Here is a 25,489-nt window from a genome sequence, read left to right as displayed (position 1 = left end):
CACCCGGGCGCGGGGTGACAAGGCGTTGCACGCGCCGCGCCCCCTTATTGGGCGGGCGTGGCGGGCGGCGCGCTGGCGGGCGGCTCGTCGAGGTCGTAGCGCTCCTCGTCGACCGGCTCGCCGTCGCGCACGTCGTTGCGGCGCTTTTGCAGGAAGGCGTCGCGCTGGAAGCTGTAGGGGTCCAGCGCGGCCTGGTTCAGCAGCTGCTCCACCCCCAGCAGGCGCGCGCGCGTGTCGACCGCCTCCAGCACCGTGAGCGAATTGCGCACCGGCACGTCGTTGATCTGCCCCTGCGGGCGGCCCAGGTAGTCGACCGGCAGGGCGATGGTGTCGCGCAGGGTGGACGGGCCCAGCAGGGGCAGCACCAGGTAAGGGCCGGAGTCGGCGCCCCAGTAGCCCAGCGTCTGGCCAAAGTCCTCGCGGTGGCGCACCAGGTGCATCTCGGTGGCCGGATCGAACAGGCCGCCGATGCCGATGGTGGTGTTGACCACCACGCGCCAGAACGAATGCAGCGCGCCCTCGGGCTTGGCCTGCAGCACGTTGTTGACGAAGGACCAGACGTCGCCCAGGTTGCCGAAGAAGTTGCCCACGCCGGTGTGCACCGGGCTGGGCAGCACCTCCTTGTAGACGGTGGCCACCGGCTTGATCACCGCCTTGTCCACGCCGTCGTTGAAGCTGGTCATGGCGCGGTTGTAGCTCTCCCACGGGTCGCGCGGGTCGGGGTGCGCCACGGTGGCGCAGCCGGCCAGCAGCAGGGCGGCCAGCAAACCCGCCGCCGCACCCAAGCGGCGCAGGGCCGTCGCTGTGTTGAATGTCATGTTTGAAATCTGCCCATCTGCCGGCGCGCACCGAGGTTTGGCGTGCCGGCCCTCACTCTTGAACCGTCTATTTGCCCTTGCCGGGCGCCGGCTTGCCACCCGCCTCGGAAGAGCTGCCGCTGGCCGCGCTGTTGTAGAGAAACTGGCTGATCAGGTTCTCCAGCACCACCGCCGACTGCGTGTTGCTGACATTATCGCCAGCCTTCAGGTTGGTGTCCGACGCGCCCGCCTCGATGCCCACGTACTGCTCGCCCAGCAGGCCGCTGGTCAGGATCTTGAGCGAGCTGTCGCTGGGAAACTTGTAGCGCGTGTCCATGTCGAGTGCCACCTGCGCCTGAAAGCGCTCGTCGTCGAAACCGATCGAGGCCACCCGCCCGACCACCACGCCGGCGCTCTTGACCGCCGCCTTGGGCTTGAGGCCGCCGATGTTGTCGAAATGCGCCGTCACCCGATAGGTGGACTGCCAGCTCAGCGACAACAGGTTGGCCGACTGCAGTGCCAGAAACACCAGCGCTGCCAGCCCCAGCATCACGAACAGGCCGACCCAGACGTCATTCTTACTGCGTCCCATGATGGCGTACCTTCCCCGATTGAACGTCACGAAATGAAATATTGATTGCCTCTGACTGCTGTCCGATCGGCAACGCACGAAACCCAAAGAGCCCGAGGGCCGCGGAGCAGGCCGCGCCAGGGCAGCCGTGGCCGGGGTGTCCCCGGCCACCGGGTGCGCCCCCTCGCAGGGGGGAGGCGCAACAACGCGCAGCGTGTGGAGACTGGGGGTGGGTCATTTCAATAACTGAACATCAGCGCGGTCAGGACAAAGTCCAGCCCCAGCACCGCCAGTGAGGCCATCACCACCGTGCGCGTGGTGGCACGCGACACGCCCTCGGCCGTGGGCTTGGACTCGTAGCCCTGCAGCAGCGCCACGAAGGTGACGGCGACGCCGAACACCACGCTCTTGAGCACGCCGTTGCCCAGGTCGGCCCACACGTCCACGCCGCCCTGCATCTGGCTCCAGAAGGCGCCCGGATCGACGCCGATCATCCACACGCTGACCACCCAGCCGCCCAGCACGCCGACCGCGTTGAACACCGCCGTCAGCAGCGGCATGGTGATCACGCCGGCCCAAAAGCGCGGCGCCACGATGCGGCGCATCGGGTCGATCGCCATCATCTCCATCGCCGACAGCTGCTCGCCCGCCTTCATCAGGCCGATCTCGGCCGTGAGCGAGGTGCCCGCGCGCCCGGCAAACAGCAGCGCCGTGACCACCGGCCCCAGCTCGCGCAGCAGCGACAGCGCCACCATCAGGCCCACCGCCTCGGACGAGCCGTAGCGCTGCAGGATGTTGTAGCCCTGCAGCGCCAGCACGAAGCCGACGAACAGCCCCGACACCGCGATGATGGCCAGCGAGTAGTTGCCCAAGAAGTGAATCTGGTCGCGCACCAGCGAAAAGCGCCGCAGCGTGGGCCCCAGCAGCGCCAGCAGGCGGCCGAAAAAGCGCGCCCCCTGCCCCATGGCGGCCAGGCGCGAGCGCACCGCGAAGCCGACGTCGGACGGGCGCCACCAGCTCATCGCGCCACCTCGGCGTCGAAGTCTTCTTCCACCGTCGGCCCCGGGTAATGAAAGCGCACCGGCCCGTCCTGGGTGGCGCCGATGAACTGGCGCACCAGGGCGTTGCTGCTGGCGCGCAACTCGGCCGGCGTGCCGCTGGCGGCCACGCCGCCGTCGGCCAGGATCACCACCTGGTCGGCAATGGCGAAGGTCTCGGCCACGTCGTGCGACACCACCACGCTGGTGATGCCCAGCGCGTCGTTGAGCTGGCGGATCAGCCGCGCGGCGGTGTTCATCGAGATCGGATCCAGCCCGGCGAAGGGCTCGTCGTACATCACCAGCTCCGGGTCGTGCGCGATGGCGCGCGCCAGCGCCACGCGCCGCGCCATGCCGCCCGAAATCTGCGCCGGCATCAGATCGCGCGCGCCGCGCAGGCCGACGGCGTCCAGCTTCATCAGCACGATGTCGCGGATCAGCTCCTCGGACAGGTCGGTTTGCTCGCGCAGCGGAAAGGCCACGTTGTCCAGCACCGACAGGTCGGTGAACAGCGCGCCGAACTGAAACAGCATGCCCATGCGCCGGCGCGCGGCGTACAGCGCGGGCTCGTCCATGCGGCCCACGTCCTGGCCGTCGAACAGCACGGCGCCCTGCTGCGCGCGCTGCTGGCCACCGATCAGGCGCAGCACCGTGGTCTTGCCGCCGCCCGAGGCGCCCATCACCGCCGTGACCCGGCCGCGCGGGACGGCAAAGGACACGCCCGACAGCACCGCGCGCTCGCCGTACCCGAAGGTGACGTCGCGCAGTTCGACCAGGGCTTGGGGGTGGGGCGGTGCGGGGTCCATGAAAAACAAAAACCGGCCACCGAGGCCGGACCTTGCATGATACCGGCTTGCCCCGGATGCCGTCGGACGGCGCGATTTACTATTATTTACATAGCTTGCCGCGCTTGTTCTACCTGGGCCAGAGCCCGATTTGGCTTGAATTTTTCGCACGGGCGGCGGCGCCGGCTGAAGCGGACCGGCTGATGCCCCGTCCGCCCGCAGTTTCGGCCATCAGGGCGCAGCCGCGGCGCGCGAGGGCACCACCAGGCGCCAGCTCTGCGTGACCAGGGGCTCGCCGGCGGCATTGGTGGTCGTCACCTTCAGGTCCATGAAGCCGCGCTCGGGCCGGCTCTTCGACGGCCGGATCGCCAGCACCTCGGCGCTGGCGCGCAGGCTGTCGCCGGGGCGCATGGGCGCATGAAAGCGCATGTCCTTGAACTCGGCGCCGACGATGGGCGTGCCGCCCAGCAGGCGCGCGTCGACCAGCAGGCGCATGGTGAGCGCCAGGGTCTGCCAGCCGCTGCCCACCAGCTCGCCGAACACGGTGCCCTGCGCGGCGGCTTCGTCCAGGTGCATGGGCTGCGGGTCGTACTGCTGGGCAAAGGCGCGGATCATGTCTCGTGTCACGGTGACGGCGTCGGTCTCGATGCGGTCGCCAACCTCGAAGTCTTCGAGACAGCGCGGCTCGGTGGCGGGCATGTCGATGTCCTTGCGGTCTGGATGCGATGTACGCTATAGTAACTTCAATTTTTGAATGGAGTCAACATGGGCTGGTCCGAAGTGGGCGACACGGTGTGCCCCATCGCACGCGCGCTGGCCGTGGTCGGCGACCGCTGGACGGTGCTGATCCTGCGCGAGCTGTTCCTGGGCGTGAAGCGCTTCGAGGAGTTCCAGCTGCAGACGGGCATGTCCTCGCACCTGCTGTCCACGCGCCTGAAGCGCCTGGACGCCGAGGGCATCGTGGCCCGGCGCCCCTACAGCGAGCGGCCCGTGCGGCACGAGTACCGGCTGACCGACAAGGGGCTGGACTTCTATCCGCTGCTGCTGAGCCTGAAGGCCTGGGGCGAGAAGTGGGGCGGCCGCGCGTCCAAGGCCAGGCCCGCGCTGAGCATCGTGCACCGCCATTGCGGGCACCCGGCGCAGATCCGGCTGACCTGCCCCTCGTGCGAGGAGCCCTTCGGGCCGAAGGACGTGAGCGTCACGCTCGGCCACGCCTTTGAGGCGGAGCGACAGGCCCGCCGCGCGCGCGCCTGAGCCGGCGCGCCGAACGCTCTGCGCGCGCATCGTTCATTCAACTCACCGAGAAACCCATGTTCGATACCAAGATCGCCATCGTCGTGCGCGACGATCTGGCCACCTGGCAAAAACTCAACGTCACGGCCTTCCTGATGAGCGGCATCACCGGCGCCGCGCCCGACATCCTGGGCGAGCCCTATCGCGACGCGGCCGGCAACAGCTATCACAGCCTGTGCATCCAGCCCGTCATCGTGCTGGCGGCCGACGGCGAGACGCTGAAGGCCATCCACCGGCGCGCGCTGGAGCGCAAGGTGCCGCACGGCCTGTACATCGAGGAGATGTTCTCCACCGGGCACGACGCCGCCAACCGCGCGGTGTTCGCGCAGCACGGGCCCGACGGCGCCCAGGTGGTCGGCCTGGCGCTGCGCGAAGACAAGAAGATCGTCGACAAGATCACCAAGGGCGCGCGCATGCACCCCTGATCGATCGGGTCCTCAACGAGGCAAGTCGCTCGACCCCATCAGGAACTCATCCACCGCGCGCGCCGCTTGGCGGCCCTTCGCGCCACGTGCGCGATCAGCGCGCGTGTTCTTCGGTCGCCCAGCGGGCGGTTCGCGAGGGCCGCACCCCGAGACATCAACGAGGCAAGTCGCTCGACCCCATCAGGAACTCATCCACCGCGCGCGCCGCCTGGCGGCCCTCGCGAATCGCCCATACCACCAGCGACTGTCCGCGCCGCATGTCGCCGGCGGCGAACACCTTGTTCACGTTGGTGGTGTAGCAGCCCTTGAGGTCGGTCGTGGCCTTGGCATTGCCGCGCGCGTCCTTGGCCACGCCGAAAGCCTCCAGCACGCTGGCCACCGGGTTGGTGAAGCCCATGGCCAGCAGCACCAGGTCGGCCGGCCATTCCTTTTCGGTGCCAGGCACCTCGTTGAACTTGCCGTCCTGCAGTTGCACCTGCACGGTCCTGAGGGCCTTGACCTTGCCGGTCTTGCCGCCCTTGCCGTCGCCGACGAAGGTCTTGGTGGCGATGGCGAACTCGCGCTGCACGCCCTCTTCGTGACTGGAGCTGGTGCGCAGCTTGATCGGCCAGTAGGGCCAGGTGAGCGGGCCGTTCTCGTGCTCGGGCGGCATGGGCATGACTTCGAACTGCATCACGCTCAGCGCGCCGTGGCGGTTGCTGGTGCCCACGCAGTCGCTGCCGGTGTCGCCGCCACCGATGACGATGACGTGCTTGCCCTTGGCGCTGATGGCCTCCTGCACCTTGTCGCCGGCATTGGCGCGGTTTTGCTGCGGCAGCATTTCCATCGCGAAGTGGATACCGTCCAGCTCGCGCCCCGGGACCGGTAGGTCGCGCGAATGCTCGGCGCCGCCGGCCAGCACCACGGCGTCGAACTCCTGCATCAGCTGCGCGGCCGAGACGGTCTCGCGCGACAGGTTGGTGACCTTGGCGCCCGGGCCCTCGCCGGGCAGGCCGCCCACCAGAACGCCGGTGCGAAACACCACGCCCTCGCCCTGCATCTGCGCCACGCGCTTGTCGATGTGCGACTTGTCGAGCTTGAAGTCGGGGATGCCGTAGCGCAGCAGGCCGCCGATGCGGTCGTTCTTCTCGAACACCGTCACCGCATGGCCGGCGCGCGCGAGCTGCTGCGCCGCCGCCAGGCCCGAGGGGCCCGAGCCGACCACCGCCACCGCCTTGCCGGTCTTGCGCGCGGCCGGGCGCGGCACCACCCAGCCCTCGGCCCAGGCGCGGTCGATGATGGCGTGCTCGATGCTCTTGATGCCCACCGGGTCGCTGTTGATATTGAGCACGCAGGCGGCCTCGCAGGGCGCGGGGCAGATGCGGCCGGTGAACTCGGGAAAGTTGTTGGTCGAGTCCAGCACCGTGAAGGCGTTCTTCCAGTCGTTGCGGTAGACCAGATCGTTGAAGTCCGGAATGATGTTGTTGACCGGGCAGCCGCTGCTGCAAAAGGGCGTGCCGCAGTCCATGCAGCGCGCGCCCTGCTGGCGCGCCTGGTCCTCGGTCAGGCCGATGACGAATTCCTTGTAGTTGGTGACGCGCTCGGCGACGGGCGTGTGGCCCTCCTCGATGCGGTCGAATTCCAGAAAGCCGGTGATCTTTCCCATGGTGTGATTCCTTGATCCTGTGCCAGCGCCTCACTTGGCCGCGGATACTTCTTTTTTGATAGCTTTCGGCGCTTTGTGCGCCTGGGCCGCAGCCGATTTTTTCTCGTGCATGTGATGCAGCGCGCGCTGGTACTCGGTGGGCAGCACCTTGACGAAGCGCGCGCGCGTGGCGGCCCAGTCGTCCAGCAGTTCGCGCGCGCGGCGGCTGCCGGTGCGGCGCAGGTGCTCGTCCATCAGCGCCTTGAGCTGCTCCTCGTCGGTCTGGCCGCGGTGCCAGTGGCCGGGCTCGCCGCCGGCCTTCTGCTCGGCCGCGGGCAGCACCTTTTCCAGCGCGACGGTGGCGCGGTTGCAGCGCTGGGCGAACTGGCCGTCCTCGTCGTACACGTAGGCCACGCCGCCCGACATGCCGGCGGCGAAGTTGCGCCCGGTCTTGCCCAGCACCACCACGGTGCCGCCAGTCATGTATTCGCAGCCGTGGTCGCCCGTGCCCTCGACCACCGCCGAGGCGCCCGACAGGCGCACGGCAAAGCGCTCGCCGGCCACGCCGGCAAAAAAGGCCTGGCCGCTGGTGGCGCCATACAGCACGGTGTTGCCGACGATGATGTTGTCGTGCGCCTTGCCGCCGAAGTCCAGGCTGGGACGCACGGCGATGCGCCCGCCCGACAGGCCCTTGCCGGTGTAGTCGTTGGCGTCGCCGATCAGCTGCAGCGTGATGCCGCGGCACAGGAAGGCGCCGAAGCTCTGTCCGCCCGTGCCCTCCAGCTGGATGCGGATGGTCTCGTCGGGCAGACCCTCGGGGTGCACCTTGGTCACCGCGCCCGAGAGCATGGCGCCCACCGAGCGATTGACGTTGCGCGCCGTGTCCATGATCTTGACCGCCTCGCCGCGCTCGATGGCGGGCTGGCATTTCTCGATCAGGCGCACGTCCAGCGCATGCGCCAGGCCGTGGTCCTGCTTCTCGACGTGGTGGCGCGCCACCTCGGCCGGCGCCTGGGGCTGCGCCAGCAGGCGCGAAAAGTCCAGGCCCCTGGCCTTCCAGTGGGCGATGCCCTCGCTCATGTCCAGCAGATCGCTGCGGCCGATCAAATCATCGAACTTGCGGATGCCCAGCTGCGCCATGATCTGGCGCACTTCCTCGGCGACGAAGAAGAAGTAGTTGACCACGTGCTCGGGCCGGCCGGTGAAGCGCTTGCGCAGCACCGGGTCCTGCGTGGCGATGCCGGTGGGGCAGGTGTTGAGGTGACACTTGCGCATCATGATGCAGCCCTCGACCACCAGCGGCGCGGTGGCGAAGCCGAACTCGTCGGCGCCCAGCAGCGCGCCGATGGCGACGTCGCGGCCGGTCTTCATCTGGCCGTCGGCCTGCACGCGGATGCGGCCACGCAGGCGGTTCAGCACCAGGGTCTGCTGCGTTTCGGCCAGGCCGATCTCCCACGGGCTGCCGGCGTGCTTGATGCTGGACCAGGGCGATGCGCCGGTGCCGCCGTCGTGCCCGGCGATCACCACGTGGTCGCTCTTGCACTTGGCCACGCCGGCGGCGATGGTGCCCACGCCCACCTCGCTCACCAGCTTGACGCTGATGTCGCTGTGCGGCGCCACGTTCTTCAAGTCGTGGATCAGCTGCGCCAGGTCCTCGATCGAATAGATGTCGTGGTGCGGCGGCGGGCTGATCAGGCCCACGCCGGGCACGCTGTGGCGCAGCCGGCCGATGTAGTCGCTGACCTTGCCGCCGGGCAGCTGGCCGCCCTCGCCCGGCTTGGCGCCCTGCGCCATCTTGATCTGGATCTGGTCGGCGCTGGCCAGGTATTCGGCCGTGACGCCGAAGCGCCCCGAGGCCACCTGCTTGATGCGGCTGCGCAGGCTGTCGCCGTCCTGCAGCGGCACGTCGACCTCGACCACGTCGGGGCCGATGACCGAGGCCAGGGTCTCGCCCTTCTTGATGGCGATGCCGCTCAGCTCCTTGCGGTAGCGCGCGGCGTCCTCGCCGCCCTCGCCGGTGTTGCTTTTGCCGCCGATGCGGTTCATGGCCACGGCCAGGGTGGCGTGCGCCTCGGTGCTGATCGAGCCCAGCGACATGGCGCCGGTGGCGAAGCGCTTGACGATGTCCTTGGCCGGCTCGACCTCGTCGACCGGGATCGCCTTGGCGGGATCGACCTTGAACTGGAACAGGCCGCGCAGCGTCATGTGGCGGCGGCTCTGGTCGTTGATGATCTGCGCGTATTCCTTGTAGGTGTTCCAGTTGCCGCCGCGCGCGGCGTGCTGCAGCTTGGCGATGGCGTCGGGCGTCCACATGTGCTCGTCGCCGCGCGTGCGCCAGGCGTAGTCGCCGCCGGTCTCCAGCATGGTGGCCAGCGTGGGGTCGCCGCCAAAGGCGGCGCGGTGGCAGCGGATGGCCTCCTCGGCGATCTCGAACACGCCGATGCCCTGCACGCGGCTGGCGGTGCCGGTGAAGTATTTGTCCACCGTGTCGCTGTTGATGCCGATGGCCTCGAACAGCTGCGCGCCGCAGTAGCTCATGTAGGTGGACACGCCCATCTTGGACATGATCTTGGACAAGCCCTTGCCGATCGCCTTGACGTAGTTGGCGATCGCCTTGTGCGCGCTCAAGTCGCCCGGCAGGTCCTTGTGGATGGCGGCCAGCGACTCCATGGCCAGCCAGGGGTAGACGCCCTCGGCGCCGTAGCCGGCCAGCACGGCGAAGTGGTGCACCTCGCGCGCGCTGCCGGTCTCGACCACCAGGCCGGCGTTGGTGCGCAGGCCCTCGCGGATCAGGTGCTGGTGGATACTGGACAGCGCCAGCAGCGCCGGAATGGCCACGCGCTCGCGGCCCAGCGCGCGGTCGCTGATGATGAGGATGTTGTGGCCGCCCTTGATGGCGTCGACCGCCTGCGCGCTCAGGCTGGCCAGGCGCGCCTCCACGCCGCGCGCGCCCCAGGCCAGCGGGTAGGTGATGTCGAGCACGGCCGAGCTGAACTTGCCCTGCGTGTGCTTGCGAATATCGCGCAGCTTGGCCATGTCGGCGGCGTCCAGCACCGGCTGGCTCACTTCAAGCCGCATCGGCGGGTTGACCTGGTTGATGTCCAGCAGGTTGGGCTTGGGGCCGATGAAGCTGACCAGGCTCATCACGATGGCCTCGCGGATCGGGTCGATCGGCGGGTTGGTGACCTGCGCGAACATCTGCTTGAAGTAGTTGTACAGCGGCTTGTTCTTGCTGGAGAGCACGGCCAGCGGGCTGTCGTTGCCCATCGAGCCGATGCCCTCCTCGCCGTTAGCGGCCATGGGGCTGAGCAGGAACTTGACGTCTTCCTGCGTGTAGCCGAAGGCCTGCTGCAGGTCGAGCAGCGCGCGCGAGGTGCTTTCGACGCCGCTGGACTGCGGCTCGGTCTCGTCGATCGGCAGCTCGTAGGCGTCGGCGCCGGCCACCGGCTTGACGACGTCGTCCAGGCGGATGCGCAAGTCCTCGATCCAGCGCTTGTAGGGCTTGGCGTTGGCCAGCGTGGCCTTGACCTCCTCGTCCTCGATCATGCGGCCCTGGTCCAGGTCGATCAGGAACATCTTGCCGGGCTGCAGGCGCCATTTCTTGACGATCTTGTGCTCCGGAATCGGCAGCACGCCGGACTCGGAGCCCATGATGACCAGGCCGTCGTCGGTGATGCAGTAGCGGCTGGGACGCAGGCCGTTGCGGTCCAGCGTGGCGCCGATCTGGCGGCCGTCGGTGAAGACGATGGAGGCCGGACCGTCCCATGGCTCGAGCATGCTGGCGTGGTATTCATAGAAGGCGCGGCGGCGCTCGTCCATGGTGGTGTGCTGCTCCCAGGGCTCGGGAATCATCATCATCATGGCCTGTGCCAGCGGGTAGCCGGCCATGGTGAGCAGCTCCAGGCAGTTGTCGAAGATGGCGGTGTCGGACTGGTGCGGAAAGCTGATCGGGTAGAGCTTTTGCAGGTCGGCGGCCAGCACCGGCGAGCTCATCACGCCCTCGCGCGCGCGCATCCAGTTGTAGTTGCCGCGCACGGTGTTGATCTCGCCGTTGTGCGCGATGTAGCGGTAGGGGTGCGCCAGCGGCCACTCGGGGAAGGTGTTGGTCGAAAAGCGCTGGTGCACCAGGCCCAGGGCCGAGACGCAGCGTTCGTCCTGCAAGTCCAGATAGTAAGTGCCCACTTGATCGGCCAGCAGCAGGCCCTTGTAGATCACCGTGCGGCTGCTCATGCTGGGGACGTAATACTCCTTGCTGTAGCGCAGCCCCAGCGCCTGGATGTGGGCGCTGGCCGTCTTGCGGATGACGTAGAGCTTGCGCTCCAGCGCGTCCTGCACGATCACGTCGTGGCCGCGGCCGATGAACACCTGGCGGATGATCGGCTCCTTGTCGCGCACCGTGGGCGACATCGGCATCTCGCGGTTGACCGGCACGTCGCGCCAGCCCAGCAGCACCTGGCCCTCCAGCTTGATGGCGCGCTCCAGCTCTTCCTCGCAGGCCAGGCGGCTGGCGTGCTCCTTGGGCAGAAAGATCATGCCCACGCCGTATTCACCGGGCGGCGGCAGCTCCACCCCCTGCTTGGCCATCTCGGCGCGGTACAGCGCGTCGGGCAGCTGGATCAGGATGCCCGCGCCGTCGCCCATCAGCGCATCGGCGCCCACCGCACCGCGGTGATCCAGGTTCTGCAGGATCTTGAGTGCGTTGCCGATGATGGCGTGGCTTTTCTCACCCCGGATGTGGGCCACGAAACCGACCCCGCAGGCGTCGTGCTCATGCGCCGGGTCGTACAGGCCACGGGCGCGCAAATGTTCTTGTTCAGTCGGCGTGGACATCGAGGGCTCCATCAATCGCAACACAAAAGGAACCCGAGCATATTGCGCCGCAGCAAAATTGCCAAGCACTTTAAATGGGGTCAGATCACAATTAATTTTTTATTTCTGACAATGACTATTAAGTGGGGACATATCAATTTATGGCGCGCCATCTCCGTCACGATGCTGAATGCGCAGCCTCACCCCGCCGCCCTGGGTGGCCGCCCGCGGCGGGCCTGCTGCAAGCGGCGCTTTGTGCGGCGTTCCAGATCGGCGATGAAGGCGGCATCGCCCAGCGCACGGCCCGCATGCACGCCCTGCGCCAGTTCCGCCTGGACGGCCGAGCCCTGCGCCGCCTCCACCAGTTGCGCATAGGCGCGCTCGCGCTCGAACGGGGTGTTGCCCAGCGCCCAATACAAGGGGTGGGGCGAAATCAGCGGATCGACGCGCAGGCCCACCAGATGGCCGTAGCTGGACCAGGGATAGTCCGCCGCGCCGGCCACCATGCCGGCGCGCACCGGGTTGAGGTCGATGTAGGCCATGCACGCCAGCAGGTAGCGCTCGGACTCGATCAGCGTGCTGCGGTAGCGCCCCTCGAACAGCGTGCCGCTGCGCTCATGGCGGCGGTTGAACTGCCGCACATAGCTGCGCCCCAGCGCCTGCATCATGCGCGGCACCCCTTCGGCCGTGGCCGGCGTCACCAGCAAATGCAGGTGGTTGCTCATCAGCACGTAGGCGTGCACCGCGACCTGCGCCGCCGCGCCATGCTCCTGGATGCCCTCCAGCAGGCGGCGCCGGTCCTCGTCGTCCAGCACCACCGCCTGTCGGTTGTTGCCGCGCTGGATGATGTGATGGGCATAGCCGGGGACGGTCAGTCGGGCTTGGCGGGCCATGAGGCACCTCGGGTCAAAAATGTTGATCTGACCCCAATTATCGCCCCGTGATCACGCGCCACGGATCCGGCCCGGCCGGCAGGCGCGCCAGCAGGGATTCGGCCTGACTCAGCCCCAGCTTGCGGTAGCTCTCCCACTGCGCGTCGTCGAAGAACTGGTCGGCGGTCGACTCCTGCGGAAAGTCCGGGTGCGTGGCCTGGTATTGCACCAAATCCAGGCTGGCGTCCTGCGTCAGGCGGGGCTTGACGAACACCAGGGTGCAGATGGCGGCCGGCACGTCGCCCGCGGCCGGCAGCGCCACCCGGTAGCCAAGCAGGTACTGGCGCCCCTGGCGCGAACCGCGCTCGAAGCCGCCCGGATTGCCGAACAGCTCGACCATCTCGGCCGGCGGCACGAGCGGCTCGAACACCGCGCCGAAGTCCACGCGCGCCAGCCGCATCAGGTTGGCGACGTCGGCGAAGTGATAGTCGGGGTCGGCGCCGTTGTCCAGCGCCAGGATGAAGTCGACGCGCCGGCGCAGCAGTTCGTAGACGGCGGTGTTGTCGAAATGCCCGCCATCGGTGAGATACCAGAAGCGCTCGCCGGTGCCGAAGAACTGGCCACGCAGCTCGCGGTACAGGTGCAGCTGGGTCGCGAACACCCAGGCGCCGACATCGTGGGCGCGCGCGGCGGCGGCCCGCCACCAGTAGCCCAGGCGCATGTTCAGCAGCACCGCCAGCAGCGCGCGCTCGGGCGTGGTTCCGCGCCCCAGTCCCGGCGCGAACGCGGCGCCCGAGACCCCGATCCAGCGCCCCAGCGACAGGCGCTCGAAGCCGCCCGGCCCGGCGTCGCTGCGAGCGTGCAAGCGGCCGTCGACCAGATAGCCCGCGGGCGTGACCGCCAGCGGCAGGCCCTTGCGGTCCTGATAGACCAGCGCACTGCGGGACACCACCGTGTCGTTGATCGTGACGTTGATCAGGTGCAGCGGCGCCAGAGAGCAGGGCTCGCCGCCCGGCTTGCCGTAGTACTGGTCGAGCGACATGTCGTCGCGCGGATGCGCCTCGGTGATGGCGGCGCCGCGCGCAGTGGCGGCGCGCCCCGCGTTGCTGGCGCCCAGGTAGGCGCGCACGATGCGGGCCGTGTACAGATTCTGCAGCGTCGACAGATTCAGAAACTGCAGGGTCACGCCGGTGATCAGCCCCAGCGCCAGCAGCACCCCCAGCGCCGGCCAGGGCACCCGCTGCAGATCCTCGCCCGCCAGCCACACCGCGGCCACGCCCCACATCAGCAACAGCCACAGCCCCAGCAGCAGCGCCAGCAGCATGGGCACCACGCGCATCAGCATCCGCTTGGCACCGGCATCCGGCGCCGCTGCGCCACCGGACGGCCAGAGTTTCTGCAGGCTGAGCAGCACGGCCGCAAACGCGGCCACGCTGGCGCCGTTGGGGCCGGGCCCCGACTCGATCCAGCGCCAGGCGGCCGTGGCCGCGACCAGCACCAGCGCCACCGCCAGCAGCGACAGTGCGATGCGTGTGGCGCGCGTCAGCCACTGCGTCAGCCGCGTGCGCGTCACCCGCATGGCTTCGCGCGCACCGCCGCCGTCCGGCGCCAACGCGCCGCACGTCCAGCCAATGGCAAACCACAGCCAGCCCAGCCAGGCCACCACGCCGGCCAGCACCGCCCACCGGGCCCAGGCCTGGCCCCAGCCGGCGCCGGCAATCACCGGCCCGGCAACGAACGCGAGGATCGACGAGCGCGTCAGCAGCCCCGCCGCCCAGCGCGCCGCGGCCGAGCCACCCGCGCGCGCCGGCAACTCGGTGCACCAGTAGCCCACCCCCAGCGGCAGCACCGCCAGCAGCGCCACCGCCAGCGCGAGCCACAGATACAACGCGCCAGCGGCCCACGCGCCCGGCAGCGCGGGCAGCCACCTGGCGAGCACCGGCGCCGAGGCCAGGTTCAGCACCGCCAGCAGCGCCAGCGGCAGCAGCAGCGAGATGCCGATCACGTAGTGCACCGCAACGAGGTTGCGCAGCCACAGCACCAGCATGTAGAAGTAGTCGCCGCCGCCATTGGGCGCCAGGTAGCGGCCGCTGTCGCGCAGCCATTCCAGCGCGCCTGCCTCGGATGCCCGGCTGCCTTCGAGGTCCTCGGCGCGCTGCTCGACCGCGGCCAGCCGCGCCAGCGCGTCGGCGCGCGCCTGCATCAGCTCGTCCGGCGACGGCGGCGTGCTGGCGCCGCGGCGCACCGCGTCCGGCGTGAACAGGCTGCCCATGAAGCTGCCGGCATAGCCGCCGCCCGACACGGTGGACAGGTAATCGAAGCCGTCGAGCCGGCCGGCGCGCGCCAGCGCCTGCAGCGCGCCCAGCGAGAGCGTGGCGCTGCGAATGCCGCCGCCCGACAGGGCCAGCCCCGCATGCGGCGCATCGGCCGGCTGCCCGATCCGCTCGCGCCGCCAGCGCAGGCGCGCGGCCTCGGCACCTCGCCAGTCGGCGTCATCGGGCGCGGGTCGGTGGCTTCGCACGTCGATCTCCTGGGCGCCGCGCGGGTCGGCCCGCGGCAGCGCGATTCAGTGTGACGCACCCCTGGGTGCCTGACAAGCCCTGCTTCGCCGGCAGGGCCGCTTGCCCGCCTCGTGCAAGCTGGATCTCGGAAGTCCCCGCCATCGGGCGCCGGCCGCCGCCACCACCCCATAATGACCGCATGCCCCGCCCCAGCCAGCTTCTGCATCCCCAGCGCGAACCCGCGCCCACCCGCCCCGCCGCCACCGTCCTGCTGCTGCGCGATGCCGCCGATGGGCTGCAGGTGCTGATGACGCGGCGCTCGAAAACGGCCAGCTTCGCGCCCGGCGCCTACGTGTTTCCGGGCGGCGGGATCGACCCGCAGGATGCCGTCGCGCACCCGCTGGCCACGCGCCGGCCGACGCAGAGCGACGCGCACCTGACGCAGGCCATCGCCGCCATCCGCGAAAGCTTCGAGGAGCTGGGCGTGCTGCTGGCGCACCGGGCCGACGGCCACCTGGCCACGCCCGCGGACATCGCCGCCCTGCAGCGCGAGCAGCCACTGGCCGCCCAATGTGCCGCGCGCGGCCTGACCTTGGCCGCGGCCAACGTCTACGTGCTGGCGCACTGGATCACCGACCGTGACCTGCCGCGCCGCTTCGACGTGCCCTTTCTGGTGGCCCGCATGCCCCCGGGGCAAACGCCGGTGGCCGACGAGGCCGAGCAGTTCGAGCCGGTGTGGGTGCGCCCGCAGGACGCGCTGACGCGCCACGCGGCGGGCGAGTTCTTCATCATCTTTCCCACCATCCGCACGCTGGAGCGCCTGCAGAAGTACGCGACGGTGGACGCCGTGCTGGCCGCCTGCGCGGGCGAGCAGCCGCTGTGGACCAGCTGCCCGCGCGCCGGCTTCCTCGCCGGCAAGGAGGCGCGCTACATGGAGCACGAGATGCCCTACGGCGAGCTGCAGCTGGTCAGCCCCGACGGGCAGATCGTGCACGCGCTGGACTGGCAGACCGAACGCCCGGTGCCGCTGCTGAAGAACCTGCAGCGCCTGACCGCGCCCAATCCCGGCTTCATGACCGGCCCCGGCACCAACAGCTACCTGGTGGGCGACCCGCGCACCGGCCACATCGCCATCGACCCCGGCCCGGCCGACGCCGCCCACATCGAGCGCCTGTGGCGCGCGGCGGGTGGCGACATTCGCGCCATCGTCTGCACCCACTCGCACCCCGACCACGCTCCCGGCGCCCCGCTGCTGCAGCGCCTGTGCGCCGGCAAGCCGCCCATCCTCGGCCTGCCCTCGCAGCCCACGGCGCGCGCCAACAGCGCCTTCACGCCCGATCGGTCGCTACAAAACAATGAGCTGATCGCGCTTGTCGGACAAGGGCCGGAAGGCGAAATCACCCATACCCTGCGCGTCATCCACACGCCCGGCCACGCCGCCAACCACCTGTGCCTGCTGCTGCAGGAGGACGCCCTGCTGTTCAGCGGCGACCACATCCTGAACGGCAGCACCACCGTCGTCGACCCGCCCGACGGCGACATGACGGCCTATCTGGACTCGCTGGATCGGCTGGATGCCGCCTGCGCCGAACACGGCGTCGACTTCATCCTGCCCGCGCACGGCCACGTGCTGGGCTTTGCGCGCCGCGTCATCGCCAACCTCAAGGCGCACCGCCTGGCGCGCGAGGCCAAGGTGCTGGCCACCATGCGCGCCGACCCCGACGGCACGATGGACGACTGGGTCGCCAAGGTTTACGACGACGTGCCGCCGCAGGTGTGGCCCGTGGCCAAGCGCTCGCTGCTGGCGCACGTCGAGCGCATCCAGGCGACGGCGCCGGGCAACGATTGACGGGTTTCGGGCGTTGGACACGCCGTCGGCCGGGATGTGCGCCCGGCGGCGCAGTCCCTTTCTTTGTCTCGCCAAAGAAAGGAACCAAAGAAAGGCGACCCCAAGTCTGCGACCCCTGCGCTTCGCTTCGGGGCAAACCTGCGGCGCGGTGCTTGCGGGGTGCGCGGTGGAACTCGCTGCGTTCACTGCGTTCTCTCCGCTCAGACAACCCCCGCGAGTCAGACCACGAAGCGCGTGCATCCTGCGGTGCACGCGCCACCCCGCAAACGCCGCGCCGCAGGCGCAGCCACAGGGGGTTTCATTCGGGCCATCGCTGCGCTCGGCCCCAGGATCAGGCCGAGCGCAGCGATGGCCCGTGTTGGCTTTGGGTCCCCTCTGGCCGTGCCGAGAAGCGCAGCGGCTGGGGCGGGCATGGGCAGCGCAGCATGCCCATGCAACGTGTTCTGACTTGCTGCGGTTGTCTGAGCGAAGTGAACGCAGTGAACGAAGCGAGTTCCGCAGCACCGCCCCAGGCGCGAGCATCGCAGGTTGCCCGCAGCGAAGCGAAGGGACGCGGCCAGTGGGGTCGCCTTTCTTTTGCCTTCTTTTCTTTGGCGACGCAAAGAAAAGAAGGTGCGCCGCCGGGCGCATATCCCGGCCGACGACGCATCCAAAGCCCCGCGCCCCGAAGAAGCGAGGGGAGAAAAAAGTGAAGCCCACCGATACGCCGGATTCTGTGCGCACCGGTTGCCCGGCACGTGACCGCCATCAATCTGGGCCGCCGGTCGCCCGGACGGCTCGGTGCCACCTACCCGCCAGCTCCTCGGGTCAAGTCAACGCTGGCCTACTTGGTGTTGCTGCGCGCAGAGATTGCCCGTTTCACCCGCACGGGTTGCCCCGCACGACTCGTCTCTGTTGCTCTGATCCTCACCTCACGGTGGACAGCCGTTAGCTGCTGCGCTGCCCTGTGCAGTCCGGACGTTCCTCCAGCGCGCCCTTTCGGGACTTGCGCCAGCGGCGGTCTGGTGAGCTTCACGGGCTGCATTATCGCGGCTGCGCATAACCATCGGGGTGACGGTGTCGCCTTCGCCGGCCACAATGCGCGCTTTCAGCCACGACACGGGACCGAACGACCATGAAATTCGACAACATCCTGCAGACCATCGGCCGCACGCCCGAGGTGCGCATCAACCGCCTGTTCGGAGCCGGCCACCAGGTGTGGATCAAGTGCGAGCGCGCCAACCCCGGCGGCTCGCTGAAGGACCGCATCGCGCTGGCCATGGTCGAGGCGGCCGAGCAAAGCGGCGCGCTCAAGCCGGGCGGCACCATCATCGAGCCCACCAGCGGCAACACCGGCGTCGGCCTGGCGATGGTCGCCGCCGTCAAGGGCTACCAGATCGTGCTGGTGATGCCCGACAGCATGAGCATCGAGCGCCGGCGCCTGATGCTGGCCTATGGCGCCACGTTCGACCTGACGCCCAAGGACAAGGGCATGAACGGCGCCATCGCCCGCGCGCAGGAGCTGGCAGCGCAGACGCCGGGCAGCTGGATTCCGCAGCAGTTCGACAACCCGGCCAACGCCGACGTGCACGAGCGCACCACCGCGCAGGAGATATTGGCCGACTTTCCCGAGGGGCTGGACGTGCTGGTGACCGGCGTGGGCACGGGCGGGCACCTGACGGGCTGCGCGCGCCTGCTCAAGGCCAAGTGGCCGCAGCTGAAGGTGTTTGCCGTCGAGCCCAGCGGCTCGCCCGTGATCAGCGGCGGCGCGCCCGGCCCGCACACCATCCAGGGCCTGGGCGCGGGTTTCATCCCGAAGAACCTCGACACCAGTTTGCTCGACGGCGTGATCACCATCGACAACGACGAGGCGCGCGAGTGGGGCCGGCGCAGCGCGCGCGAGGAAGGCCTGCTGGTGGGCATCAGCAGCGGCGCCACGCTGGCGGCCATCGCCCAGAAGCTGCCCGAACTGCCCGCGGACAGCCGCGTGCTGGGCTTCAACTACGACACCGGCGAGCGCTATCTGTCGGTGGACGGCTACCTGCCCGCCTGACGTCGTCTTGCGCCGCGCACCCGTCGGTCAGGCGCGCTCGGCCGGCCGGGGATAAACCCAAGGCCCCAGGCGGGCGCCGTCGAAGGGCTGCCACCGGCCCTCGGGCTGCGCCAGGCGGTCGGCCAGGGCATACAGCACGGCGGGGTGGACAGCCATGCCCAGGTGGCTGGCCAGCACCTCGATGTTCTCGGCCCGCGCGCCGGCCTTTTCGAGGCTGCACTGCCAGGCCACCACGCCGTCGCTGCGGCTGTAGATGGAGGTGGTGGGCACGCGCGGCGTGGGGCGCACCTGGCTCCACAGCGCCTCGTCTTCGGCGCTGCGGCCGCTCACCGCCTCGTAGATGTGCCAGGCGTTGGTGGCGCGGCCGCTGCCGGCGAAGGGACTGCCCAGGGTGACGACGTCGCGCACCTCGCCGGTGTGCTCGGCCGCCAGCATGCGCGCGTACATGCCGCCCAGGCTCCAGCCCACCAGGCTGACCTTCTGGCCGCTGTCGTCGGCCAGCTTTTTCAGCAGGTCGGCCATGCCCTTTTCGACACCCGGGCGCGGGCCCAGGTTGCGGCCCTGGCCCCAGCCGTGCACCTCGTAGTTGCGGTAGCGCAGGTAGCGGCGCAGCAGGCCGGTGGAGGCGTCGCTGGCCACCAGGCCCGGCAGCACCAGCACCGCGTGGCCGTCGCCCTTGGGTGCCAGGCGCAGCAGCGGCCACCAGGCCACGCTGGCGGCGGCTTCCCACAGGGCACGGCCTTCGGCCAGCAGCAGCAGGCGCGAGGGCGGTGCAATCGGTCGGTCGTACGTGACAGCGCTCATGAAGCTTCCCCTTCAGGTCAAGACGGTACAACCCGGTTATCCGAGGTATTTGCTCTTCAGGTAATCCAGATAAGCCCGCGATTCGCCGGAAATGTAGGGCGACACCAGGGTCAAGGTGTAGAACGCGGCCAGGCCGGGGTTGGCGTCGCGCCCGTCGCGCCCGGGGATGAAGCCCTCGAAGGACAGCCAGCAGGTGGTGGTGAAGACGATTTGCAGCGCCAGGATGCGCGCCTGCTCGTGGCTGGCCTGCAACACCCCGGCCGCCATCAGCTGCGCCACCAGCGCCTGCGCCGACAGCAGGTTGCCCGCCGTCAGGGCCTGGGTGCGGCGGCCCAGTTCGGGGTATTCGCGCGCCAGGTGCGCCATGTCGCGGTAGATGAAGCGCGACTCGGCAATGGTCTCGTAGTGCAGGTGCAGCGCCAGCCAGAAGTCGTCCACCGCCGCGATGCGCTGCGTGCCGCTGCCCAGCGCCTGCAGCTTGTGCTCGAAGCGCGCGAACAGCACGGTGACGATCTGCTCCTTGGTCTTGAAGTGATAGTGCAGGTTGCCGGGGCTGATGCCCAGCTCGGCCGCGATCTTGTGGGTGGACACCGTGGCCAGCCCCTCGGCGTTGAACAGCGCCAGGCAGGTGGCCAGGATGCGCTCGCGGGTGGAGGTGGCCATGGCGGCGCGCGGCGGCGGGCGATCAGTCCTTGGCGCGCCCGGCGCGCGGCGCGGTCTTGGCGGCGGGCTTGCGCGGCGCCTTGCGCAATTGCGCCAGCTCGGCCTTCAGCTGGGCGATCTCGGCGCGCAGGGCGGCCACGTCGTCGGGGCCGGGCCAGCCCAGGCGCTGCAGCGCGCCGGCCACGCGCTGGTCGAACACGTCCTCGAACTTGCGAAAGCCGAAGCTGTCGAGCGAGGGAAAGCCCAGGCCCGGCGCGGGCGCCGGCGCCCCCGTGGCCTTGGCGTGCTGGCCCAGGCCCAGCAGGTTGTCCAGCCGAAAGGCCTTCAGGCCGGCGCGCAGCAGCTCTTCGGTGCTGGGCAGGCCGGCGGCGGCGGGCGCCGGCTCGGCCGGGGCGGGCGCAGCGGCCGGGGCCGTGGCGCGCTGGCGCCGCGGCGGGGTGGGCGCGGTGGTCTTGCTGGCCATGGATGACTCCTGCTGAAGACCCGAGGATAAGGGAGAAGGCCTGCGTCCGCGGTCGCAAGCGACGCGCGGGCGCAGGCCTTCTCCGGGGACCTGACGCTGACGATGGCCCGGTGCGGGCCACCGGGCGGCCGATCAGGCGGCCTTGCGCGCGCCGCGGCGGGCGGCGGGGCGCTTGGCGGAGCGCACGGGCTTGGCGACCACGTCGGTCACTTCGGCCTCGGCCTGCTCGGCCTTGGCGACGAAGGCCTCGGCGCGCTCTTCGACGCGCTGGGCGCCGGCGGCGACCTTGTCGGCCAGCCTGGCCGACAGCTCGGCCACCGGCAGTTGCAGCGACACCACGCCGTTGACGAACTGGCGCACGGCGGGCGAATCGATCATCACGGCGCGCTGGGTGGCGGCGTCAATGCCGCTGGTGGCGGCGACGGCCACGCGGTCGAACACGGTGACGGCGGTGTTGGTGCCGGCCTCCAGGCGCTGCAGCACCATGTCGCTCCACTTGGCGCCGGTCTGCAGCCACTGGTCACGGGCGGCGTCGCTCAGCACGGAAGGCTGGTGCGCGCGAAAGGCGTTCTGGCGCGCGGCAATGCGGGCCAGCGCGCCCTGCACGCCCTTGCAATAGGCGGCGGCAAAGGTCTTGGCGGCGGCGTTGTAGGACTCGACCACGCGGGTGTTGGCGGCGGCGAGGTTCTCGATGGCGGAAAGGGTTTGCTTGGTCATGTGAAAGCTCCTGGAAGTAAAGCCATGCACGATGGCGATGGGATGATTGTCGCGGGTAAACCCTAGGGCCTGCCAACCAAAAACCATCAAAAACTAGGGCGTTTGACCTAATTAGCACCAAAAACAACAAAACCGCAGACGCTGCCATCGCGCTGCGGTTTTTATAGCTGCTGGCGCTTGTCCCGCAAGCGCCTGAAGGCGATCAGGCCATCAATCAGCGCCCCAGCGCCTGCAGCGCGGCAATGCGCTGCTCCATCGGCGGGTGGGTCGAAAACAGCTGGCCGATGCCGCCGGCGATGCCCATGGCCGCCAGGTTCTTGGGCATGTCCTGGCCCTGCGCGTGCATGCCGCCCAGGCGCTGCAGCGCGGCGATCATGTTGCGCGCGCTGCCCGTCAGCTGGGCCGAGCCGGCATCGGCGCGGAACTCGCGCTGGCGCGAGAACCAGGCCACCACGATGCCGGCCAGAAAGCCGAACAGGATGTCGAGCACCACGGTGGTGATGTAGTAGCCCACGCCCGGGCCGCTGCGGTCGTCGCCACGGCGCAGAAAGCCGTCCACCAGCGAGCCGATCACGCGGCTGGCAAACACCACGAAGGTGTTCATCACGCCCTGGATCAGCGCCATGGTCACCATGTCGCCGTTGGCCACGTGCGCCACCTCGTGGCCGATGACGGCCTCGACCTCCTCGCGCGTCATGCCGCGCAAGAGGCCCGTGGACACGGCCACCAGCGACGAGTTCTTGAACGCGCCGGTGGCGAAGGCGTTGGGCTCGCCCTCGTAGATGCCGACCTCGGGCATGCCGATGCCGGCCTTGTCGGCAAAGCCGCGCACGGTCTCGACCAGCCAGGCTTCGTCAGCGTTTTGCGGCGCCTGGATGATGTGCACGCCCATGCTCATCTTGGCGGCGGTCTTGCTCATCAGCAGCGACACGATGGCGCCGGCAAAGCCGACGATGAGCGAAAAAATCATCAGCTGGCCGGTGTTGGTGCCGGTGTAGCGGCCCACGCCCAGCAGGCTGGAGACGATGCCGACCACCACCATCACGGCGATGTTGGTCAGCACGAACAGTGCGATGCGCTTCATGAAGTCCCTCGGAGAATGGCCGCCGTCGGTCGAGTGCCGGGGCTGGCGCGAATGGTAGGGGCAATTGGAGCCGATTCAAGCCCCGGGGTTCCGTGGGGGCCTGCTTGACTCGGTTCAAAAAGCCTCTGAACGCAGAGGGCGCAAAGGATTCGCAGAGGGCGCAGAAAAAATCCACAATCCACTTCGTTCAGGTTTCTTCTGCGTCCTTTGCGTTTTCTTTGCGCCCTCTGCGTTCGGCTGTTTTAATCGGTCTGATTCACCCCTGAGGATTTTTCATGAACACCCTCGCCTGGCTCGAACGCCTGGTCGCCATCGACACCACCAGCCGCAATTCCAACCTGGGCCTGATCGAGACCGTGCGCGACGCGCTGGCCGGCCACGGCCTGGCGCCCTGGCTGGCCGCCAACGCCGAAGGCAGCAAGGCCAACCTGTTCTGCACCCTGCCCGCGCAGGACGGGCAGACCCAGGGCGGCATCGTGCTGTCCGGCCACACCGACGTGGTGCCGGTCGACGGCCAGGACTGGACGAGCAACCCCTTCAAGCTGACCGACAAGGGCGACGGCCGCCTGTACGGGCGCGGCAGCTGCGACATGAAGGGCTTCATCGCCGCCAGCCTGGCGCTGGTGCCGCAGGCGCTGGCCATGCCGCGCAAGAAGCCGCTGCACCTGGCTTTCTCGTACGACGAGGAGGTGGGCTGCGTGGGCGCGCCCGTCATGCTGGCCGAGCTGCAGCGCCGCGGCATTCGCGCCGACGGCTGCGTGGTCGGCGAGCCGACCTCGATGAAACCCGTGGTGGCGCACAAGGGCGGCTACTTCTTCAGCTGCAAGGTGCATGGCAAGGCGGCGCATTCCTCGCTCACGCCGCAGGGCTGCAACGCCATCGAATACGCCGCGCGGCTGATCTGCCACATCCGCGACCTGGCCGACACCTGGCGCGCCCAGGGGCCGTACGACAACGCCTTCGACGTGCCGCACACCACCATCACCACCAACCTGATCGCCGGCGGCATCGCCATCAACACCGTGCCCGAATCCTGCGCCTTCAGCTTCGACTTTCGCCACCTGCCCGGCCACAGCGCCGAAGGCATCCAGGCTGACGTGCAGCGCTATGTGGACGACGAGCTGCTGCCGCGCATGCGGCGCGAATACGCCGGCGCGCGCATCGACATCGAATGCGGCGCCGCCGTGCCCACGCTGGACGCCAGCGAGCAGGCCGCCATCACCGCCCTGGTGCGCGCCCTCACCGACGACCGCGCCGTGCGCAAGGTCGCCTACGGCACCGAGGCCGGCCAGTTCAGCCAGGCCGGCATCCCCGCCGTGCTGTGCGGCCCGGGCTCCATCGAGCAGGCGCACAAGGCCGACGAATGGGTCGAGGTCGAGCAGCTGGCGCAGTGCGACCGCTTCTTGCGGCGCATGGCCGAATCCTTGTGCTGAGGACGCCCGCCGGTCCGCTCACCCGCGCGAATCGCGCAGCGCGCTGGCGCGGGACGTGCCATGGCCACCCCCGCTGAAGCCGCCACGACACGCCTGGTCGACGCCCTGCGACGGCAGCTGGCCGCGCAGCACCCGGGCGCGCAGGTGCAGCGCATCGAAACCCACATCTCCTGGCTGCTGCTGGCCGGCGCCGACGCCTACAAGCTGAAAAAGCCGCTGACGCTCGACTTCCTCGATTTCGCCACCGGGGCCCAGCGCCGCGCGGCCTGCGAGGAAGAGTTGCGCATCAACCGCCGCAGCGCGCCCGATCTTTACCTGCAGGTGCTGCCCGTCACCGGCACGCCCGAGGCGCCGCGCCTGGGCGGCGACCCCGCACAGGCCATCGACTGGGCCGTGCACATGCGCCGTTTTCCGGACCATGCGCTGCTGTCCGCGCGGGCGGCGCGCGGCGCACTGGGCCCCGCGCACATCGACGCCCTGGCGCGCGAGGTGGCCGCGTTTCAGGCCCAAGCCGCCGTGGCGGCGCCGGACAGCCCCTGGGGCCGGCCCGAGGACCTGGCGCAGCTGGCCCAGGACAATTTCAAGCCTCTTTTCGACCTCCAGCCCTTGTCCGATCAGCGCGGCCAGCTGCAATTTTTGCAGCAATGGACGCAAGCCGAAGGCGCCCGCCTGGCCCCGCTGATGGCCGCCCGCCGCGCCGCCGGCTGCGTGCGCGAAGGCCATGGCGACCTGCACCTGGGCAACCTGCTGTGGCTGGATGGCCGCGCGCGGCTGTTCGACGCCATCGAATTCAACCCCGCGCTGCGCTGGATCGACACCGCCGGCGACATCGCCTTCCTGGTCATGGACCTGCACGCCCACGACCTGGCGCCGCTGGCCTGGCGCTTTCTGAACGCCTGGCTGGAGCACACGGGCGACCTTGGCACCGTGGCGCGCCTGCCCTGGGACGCGGTGTATCGCGCCCTGGTGCGCGCCAAGGTGGCGGCGCTGCGCGTGGCGCAGTGCCAGCACGCCGCCGACCGCGCCGCCGCGCTGGCCCAAGCGCAGCGCTACGTGCGCCTGGCCGCCCGCCTGGCCGCGCCGCGCCGGCCCTGGCTGGCGCTGACCCTGGGCGTGAGCGGCTCCGGCAAGAGCAGCCAGTCGCAGGCGCTGATCGAGCAGCGCGGCCTGGTGCGCCTGCGCGCCGACGTCGAACGCAAGCGCCTGTTCGGCCTGGCGCCCGAAGCCAGCAGCGCGGCCGTGCCCGGCGGCATTTATGGAGAAGACGTGAGCGAGCGCGTGTTCGCCCACCTGCTCGATGCGACGCGCGCGCTGCTGCAGGCCGGCCAGCCGGTGCTGGTGGACGCCACCTTCATCCGCCGCGCGCGCCGGGAGCCCTTCGTCGCGCTGGCCGAATCGCTCGGCCTGCCCTGGCGCATCCTGGCCTTCGACGCGCCCGAAGCCGTGCTGCGCGAGCGTGTGCGCCGCCGCCACGCCAGCGGCGGCGACGCCTCGGAAGCCGATGAAGCCGTGCTGCTCAGGCAGCTGGCCCAGCGCGAACCGCTGGCGGCCGACGAAGCCGCGCACGCGCTGCGCATCGACACCGACGCGCCGGTGGACTGGGCGCACTGGGACGCCGCCTTGCCGCCCGCCGATTGATCCTGAAATGATAGCTGCCCACGCTTTATGGACGGGCGCCAGCGGCAGATTTGCCTTCAAACCTTCAGGGGAGCGACGCGCACTTCAGGCGC

20 protein-coding genes and 1 other RNA gene are annotated in these 25,489 nt (G+C 69.6%); 6 read left to right on the top strand and 15 right to left on the bottom strand.

Annotated features, from left to right (window positions below):
* Window positions 1-44 precede the first annotated feature (44 nt).
* From ACWHMB_RS03780 to ACWHMB_RS03760, 5 genes are all read right to left on the bottom strand, one after another.
* Window positions 45-818: an MlaA family lipoprotein gene (locus ACWHMB_RS03780; RefSeq protein WP_377482424.1), complete on the bottom strand. Its 774-nt coding sequence runs from the start codon at window positions 816-818 to the stop codon at window positions 45-47.
* A 67-nt stretch (window positions 819-885) separates the two neighbouring features.
* The gene (gene mlaD, locus ACWHMB_RS03775; RefSeq protein WP_293221069.1) at window positions 886-1,389 is read right to left on the bottom strand and encodes an outer membrane lipid asymmetry maintenance protein MlaD; all 504 of its coding nucleotides are present in this window, start codon (window positions 1,387-1,389) and stop codon (window positions 886-888) included.
* A 218-nt stretch (window positions 1,390-1,607) separates the two neighbouring features.
* The gene (gene mlaE / locus ACWHMB_RS03770; RefSeq protein ID WP_293221067.1) at window positions 1,608-2,390 is read right to left on the bottom strand and encodes a lipid asymmetry maintenance ABC transporter permease subunit MlaE; all 783 of its coding nucleotides are present in this window, start codon (window positions 2,388-2,390) and stop codon (window positions 1,608-1,610) included.
* Window positions 2,387-3,211, bottom strand: coding sequence for an ABC transporter ATP-binding protein (locus ACWHMB_RS03765; RefSeq protein WP_377482422.1), 825 nt, complete (start codon window positions 3,209-3,211; stop codon window positions 2,387-2,389). Before ACWHMB_RS03765 ends, mlaE begins: the two co-directional genes overlap by 4 nt.
* Window positions 3,212-3,421: 210 nt before the next feature.
* Complete coding sequence (locus ACWHMB_RS03760) at window positions 3,422-3,889, bottom strand: MaoC family dehydratase (protein ID WP_377482420.1); 468 nt, start codon at window positions 3,887-3,889, stop codon at window positions 3,422-3,424.
* 66 nt (window positions 3,890-3,955) lie between these two features.
* Here ACWHMB_RS03760 and ACWHMB_RS03755 point away from each other — a divergent pair, with 66 nt between their 5' ends.
* Entirely contained in the window at window positions 3,956-4,444 is a 489-nt protein-coding gene (locus tag ACWHMB_RS03755; RefSeq protein WP_377482418.1) for a winged helix-turn-helix transcriptional regulator, read from the top strand.
* Between the two features lie 56 nt (window positions 4,445-4,500).
* On the top strand, window positions 4,501-4,908 hold the full coding sequence (locus tag ACWHMB_RS03750) for a DUF2000 family protein (RefSeq protein WP_293221059.1): 408 nt from the start codon (window positions 4,501-4,503) through the stop codon (window positions 4,906-4,908).
* A 154-nt stretch (window positions 4,909-5,062) separates the two neighbouring features.
* On the opposite strand, the gene ACWHMB_RS03745 is transcribed toward ACWHMB_RS03750, so the two are convergent.
* The 4 genes from ACWHMB_RS03745 to ACWHMB_RS03730 all read right to left on the bottom strand — a co-directional run bounded on the left by ACWHMB_RS03745 (window position 5,063) and on the right by ACWHMB_RS03730 (window position 14,734).
* A complete protein-coding gene (locus ACWHMB_RS03745) occupies window positions 5,063-6,553 on the bottom strand; it encodes a glutamate synthase subunit beta (protein ID WP_377482416.1) in 1,491 nt (496 codons plus the stop codon).
* A 30-nt stretch (window positions 6,554-6,583) separates the two neighbouring features.
* Window positions 6,584-11,362, bottom strand: a complete 4,779-nt coding sequence (locus ACWHMB_RS03740; RefSeq protein WP_377482414.1) for a glutamate synthase-related protein — start codon at window positions 11,360-11,362, stop codon at window positions 6,584-6,586.
* 179 nt (window positions 11,363-11,541) lie between these two features.
* Complete coding sequence (locus ACWHMB_RS03735; RefSeq protein ID WP_377482412.1) at window positions 11,542-12,234, bottom strand: transposase; 693 nt, start codon at window positions 12,232-12,234, stop codon at window positions 11,542-11,544.
* Window positions 12,235-12,271: 37 nt separating this feature from the next.
* On the bottom strand, window positions 12,272-14,734 hold the full coding sequence (locus ACWHMB_RS03730) for a hypothetical protein (RefSeq protein ID WP_377482410.1): 2,463 nt from the start codon (window positions 14,732-14,734) through the stop codon (window positions 12,272-12,274).
* A 179-nt stretch (window positions 14,735-14,913) separates the two neighbouring features.
* Here ACWHMB_RS03730 and ACWHMB_RS03725 point away from each other — a divergent pair, with 179 nt between their 5' ends.
* Window positions 14,914-16,563 carry an MBL fold metallo-hydrolase gene (locus tag ACWHMB_RS03725; protein ID WP_377482408.1) on the top strand — a complete coding sequence of 550 codons (1,650 nt, stop codon included), beginning with the start codon at window positions 14,914-14,916 and terminating at the stop codon, window positions 16,561-16,563.
* A gap of 686 nt (window positions 16,564-17,249) precedes the next feature.
* Here the strand turns inward: ACWHMB_RS03725 and rnpB are convergent.
* Window positions 17,250-17,576: RNase P RNA component class A (gene rnpB / locus ACWHMB_RS03720), an RNA gene on the bottom strand.
* Window positions 17,577-17,677: 101 nt separating this feature from the next.
* On the opposite strand from rnpB, the gene cysK reads away from it, so the two are divergent.
* Complete coding sequence (gene cysK, locus ACWHMB_RS03715) at window positions 17,678-18,595, top strand: cysteine synthase A (protein WP_377482406.1); 918 nt, start codon at window positions 17,678-17,680, stop codon at window positions 18,593-18,595.
* 27 nt (window positions 18,596-18,622) lie between these two features.
* On the opposite strand, the gene ACWHMB_RS03710 is transcribed toward cysK, so the two are convergent.
* From ACWHMB_RS03710 to htpX, 5 genes are all read right to left on the bottom strand, one after another.
* Complete coding sequence (locus tag ACWHMB_RS03710) at window positions 18,623-19,399, bottom strand: esterase/lipase family protein (protein ID WP_377482404.1); 777 nt, start codon at window positions 19,397-19,399, stop codon at window positions 18,623-18,625.
* A gap of 36 nt (window positions 19,400-19,435) precedes the next feature.
* Complete coding sequence (locus tag ACWHMB_RS03705) at window positions 19,436-20,062, bottom strand: TetR/AcrR family transcriptional regulator (protein ID WP_447648440.1); 627 nt, start codon at window positions 20,060-20,062, stop codon at window positions 19,436-19,438.
* Between the two features lie 22 nt (window positions 20,063-20,084).
* Window positions 20,085-20,525 (bottom strand): phasin family protein, encoded by a 441-nt coding sequence (locus tag ACWHMB_RS03700; RefSeq protein ID WP_377482402.1) that lies wholly within the window; start codon window positions 20,523-20,525, stop codon window positions 20,085-20,087.
* Between the two features lie 132 nt (window positions 20,526-20,657).
* Window positions 20,658-21,242, bottom strand: coding sequence for a hypothetical protein (locus ACWHMB_RS03695; protein ID WP_377482400.1), 585 nt, complete (start codon window positions 21,240-21,242; stop codon window positions 20,658-20,660).
* 214 nt (window positions 21,243-21,456) lie between these two features.
* On the bottom strand, window positions 21,457-22,326 hold the full coding sequence (htpX, locus tag ACWHMB_RS03690; RefSeq protein ID WP_377482398.1) for a protease HtpX: 870 nt from the start codon (window positions 22,324-22,326) through the stop codon (window positions 21,457-21,459).
* A gap of 275 nt (window positions 22,327-22,601) precedes the next feature.
* Between htpX and argE the strand changes: the two genes are divergently transcribed.
* Both argE and ACWHMB_RS03680 read left to right on the top strand, forming a co-directional pair.
* Entirely contained in the window at window positions 22,602-23,759 is a 1,158-nt protein-coding gene (gene argE, locus ACWHMB_RS03685; RefSeq protein ID WP_377482396.1) for an acetylornithine deacetylase, read from the top strand.
* A gap of 60 nt (window positions 23,760-23,819) precedes the next feature.
* Window positions 23,820-25,397 carry a bifunctional aminoglycoside phosphotransferase/ATP-binding protein gene (locus ACWHMB_RS03680; protein ID WP_377482394.1) on the top strand — a complete coding sequence of 526 codons (1,578 nt, stop codon included), beginning with the start codon at window positions 23,820-23,822 and terminating at the stop codon, window positions 25,395-25,397.
* Window positions 25,398-25,489 lie beyond the last annotated feature (92 nt).

It is taken from the genome of Ottowia pentelensis, from assembly GCF_964341695.1.
The sequence above is the reverse complement of the archived record's forward strand: the minus strand, read 5'-3'. Positions and strand labels throughout refer to the sequence as shown.

Coding starts and splice junctions, on each gene's coding strand:
- ACWHMB_RS03780 (WP_377482424.1), bottom strand. CDS start 818: ATGACATTCAACACAGCGACGGCCCTGCGCCGCTTGGGTGCGGCGGCG.
- mlaD (WP_293221069.1), bottom strand. CDS start 1,389: ATGGGACGCAGTAAGAATGACGTCTGGGTCGGCCTGTTCGTGATGCTG.
- mlaE (WP_293221067.1), bottom strand. CDS start 2,390: ATGAGCTGGTGGCGCCCGTCCGACGTCGGCTTCGCGGTGCGCTCGCGC.
- ACWHMB_RS03765 (WP_377482422.1), bottom strand. CDS start 3,211: ATGGACCCCGCACCGCCCCACCCCCAAGCCCTGGTCGAACTGCGCGAC.
- ACWHMB_RS03760 (WP_377482420.1), bottom strand. CDS start 3,889: ATGCCCGCCACCGAGCCGCGCTGTCTCGAAGACTTCGAGGTTGGCGAC.
- ACWHMB_RS03755 (WP_377482418.1), top strand. CDS start 3,956: ATGGGCTGGTCCGAAGTGGGCGACACGGTGTGCCCCATCGCACGCGCG.
- ACWHMB_RS03750 (WP_293221059.1), top strand. CDS start 4,501: ATGTTCGATACCAAGATCGCCATCGTCGTGCGCGACGATCTGGCCACC.
- ACWHMB_RS03745 (WP_377482416.1), bottom strand. CDS start 6,553: ATGGGAAAGATCACCGGCTTTCTGGAATTCGACCGCATCGAGGAGGGC.
- ACWHMB_RS03740 (WP_377482414.1), bottom strand. CDS start 11,362: ATGTCCACGCCGACTGAACAAGAACATTTGCGCGCCCGTGGCCTGTAC.
- ACWHMB_RS03735 (WP_377482412.1), bottom strand. CDS start 12,234: ATGGCCCGCCAAGCCCGACTGACCGTCCCCGGCTATGCCCATCACATC.
- ACWHMB_RS03725 (WP_377482408.1), top strand. CDS start 14,914: ATGCCCCGCCCCAGCCAGCTTCTGCATCCCCAGCGCGAACCCGCGCCC.
- cysK (WP_377482406.1), top strand. CDS start 17,678: ATGAAATTCGACAACATCCTGCAGACCATCGGCCGCACGCCCGAGGTG.
- ACWHMB_RS03710 (WP_377482404.1), bottom strand. CDS start 19,399: ATGAGCGCTGTCACGTACGACCGACCGATTGCACCGCCCTCGCGCCTG.
- ACWHMB_RS03705 (WP_447648440.1), bottom strand. CDS start 20,062: ATGGCCACCTCCACCCGCGAGCGCATCCTGGCCACCTGCCTGGCGCTG.
- ACWHMB_RS03700 (WP_377482402.1), bottom strand. CDS start 20,525: ATGGCCAGCAAGACCACCGCGCCCACCCCGCCGCGGCGCCAGCGCGCC.
- ACWHMB_RS03695 (WP_377482400.1), bottom strand. CDS start 21,242: ATGACCAAGCAAACCCTTTCCGCCATCGAGAACCTCGCCGCCGCCAAC.
- htpX (WP_377482398.1), bottom strand. CDS start 22,326: ATGAAGCGCATCGCACTGTTCGTGCTGACCAACATCGCCGTGATGGTG.
- argE (WP_377482396.1), top strand. CDS start 22,602: ATGAACACCCTCGCCTGGCTCGAACGCCTGGTCGCCATCGACACCACC.
- ACWHMB_RS03680 (WP_377482394.1), top strand. CDS start 23,820: ATGGCCACCCCCGCTGAAGCCGCCACGACACGCCTGGTCGACGCCCTG.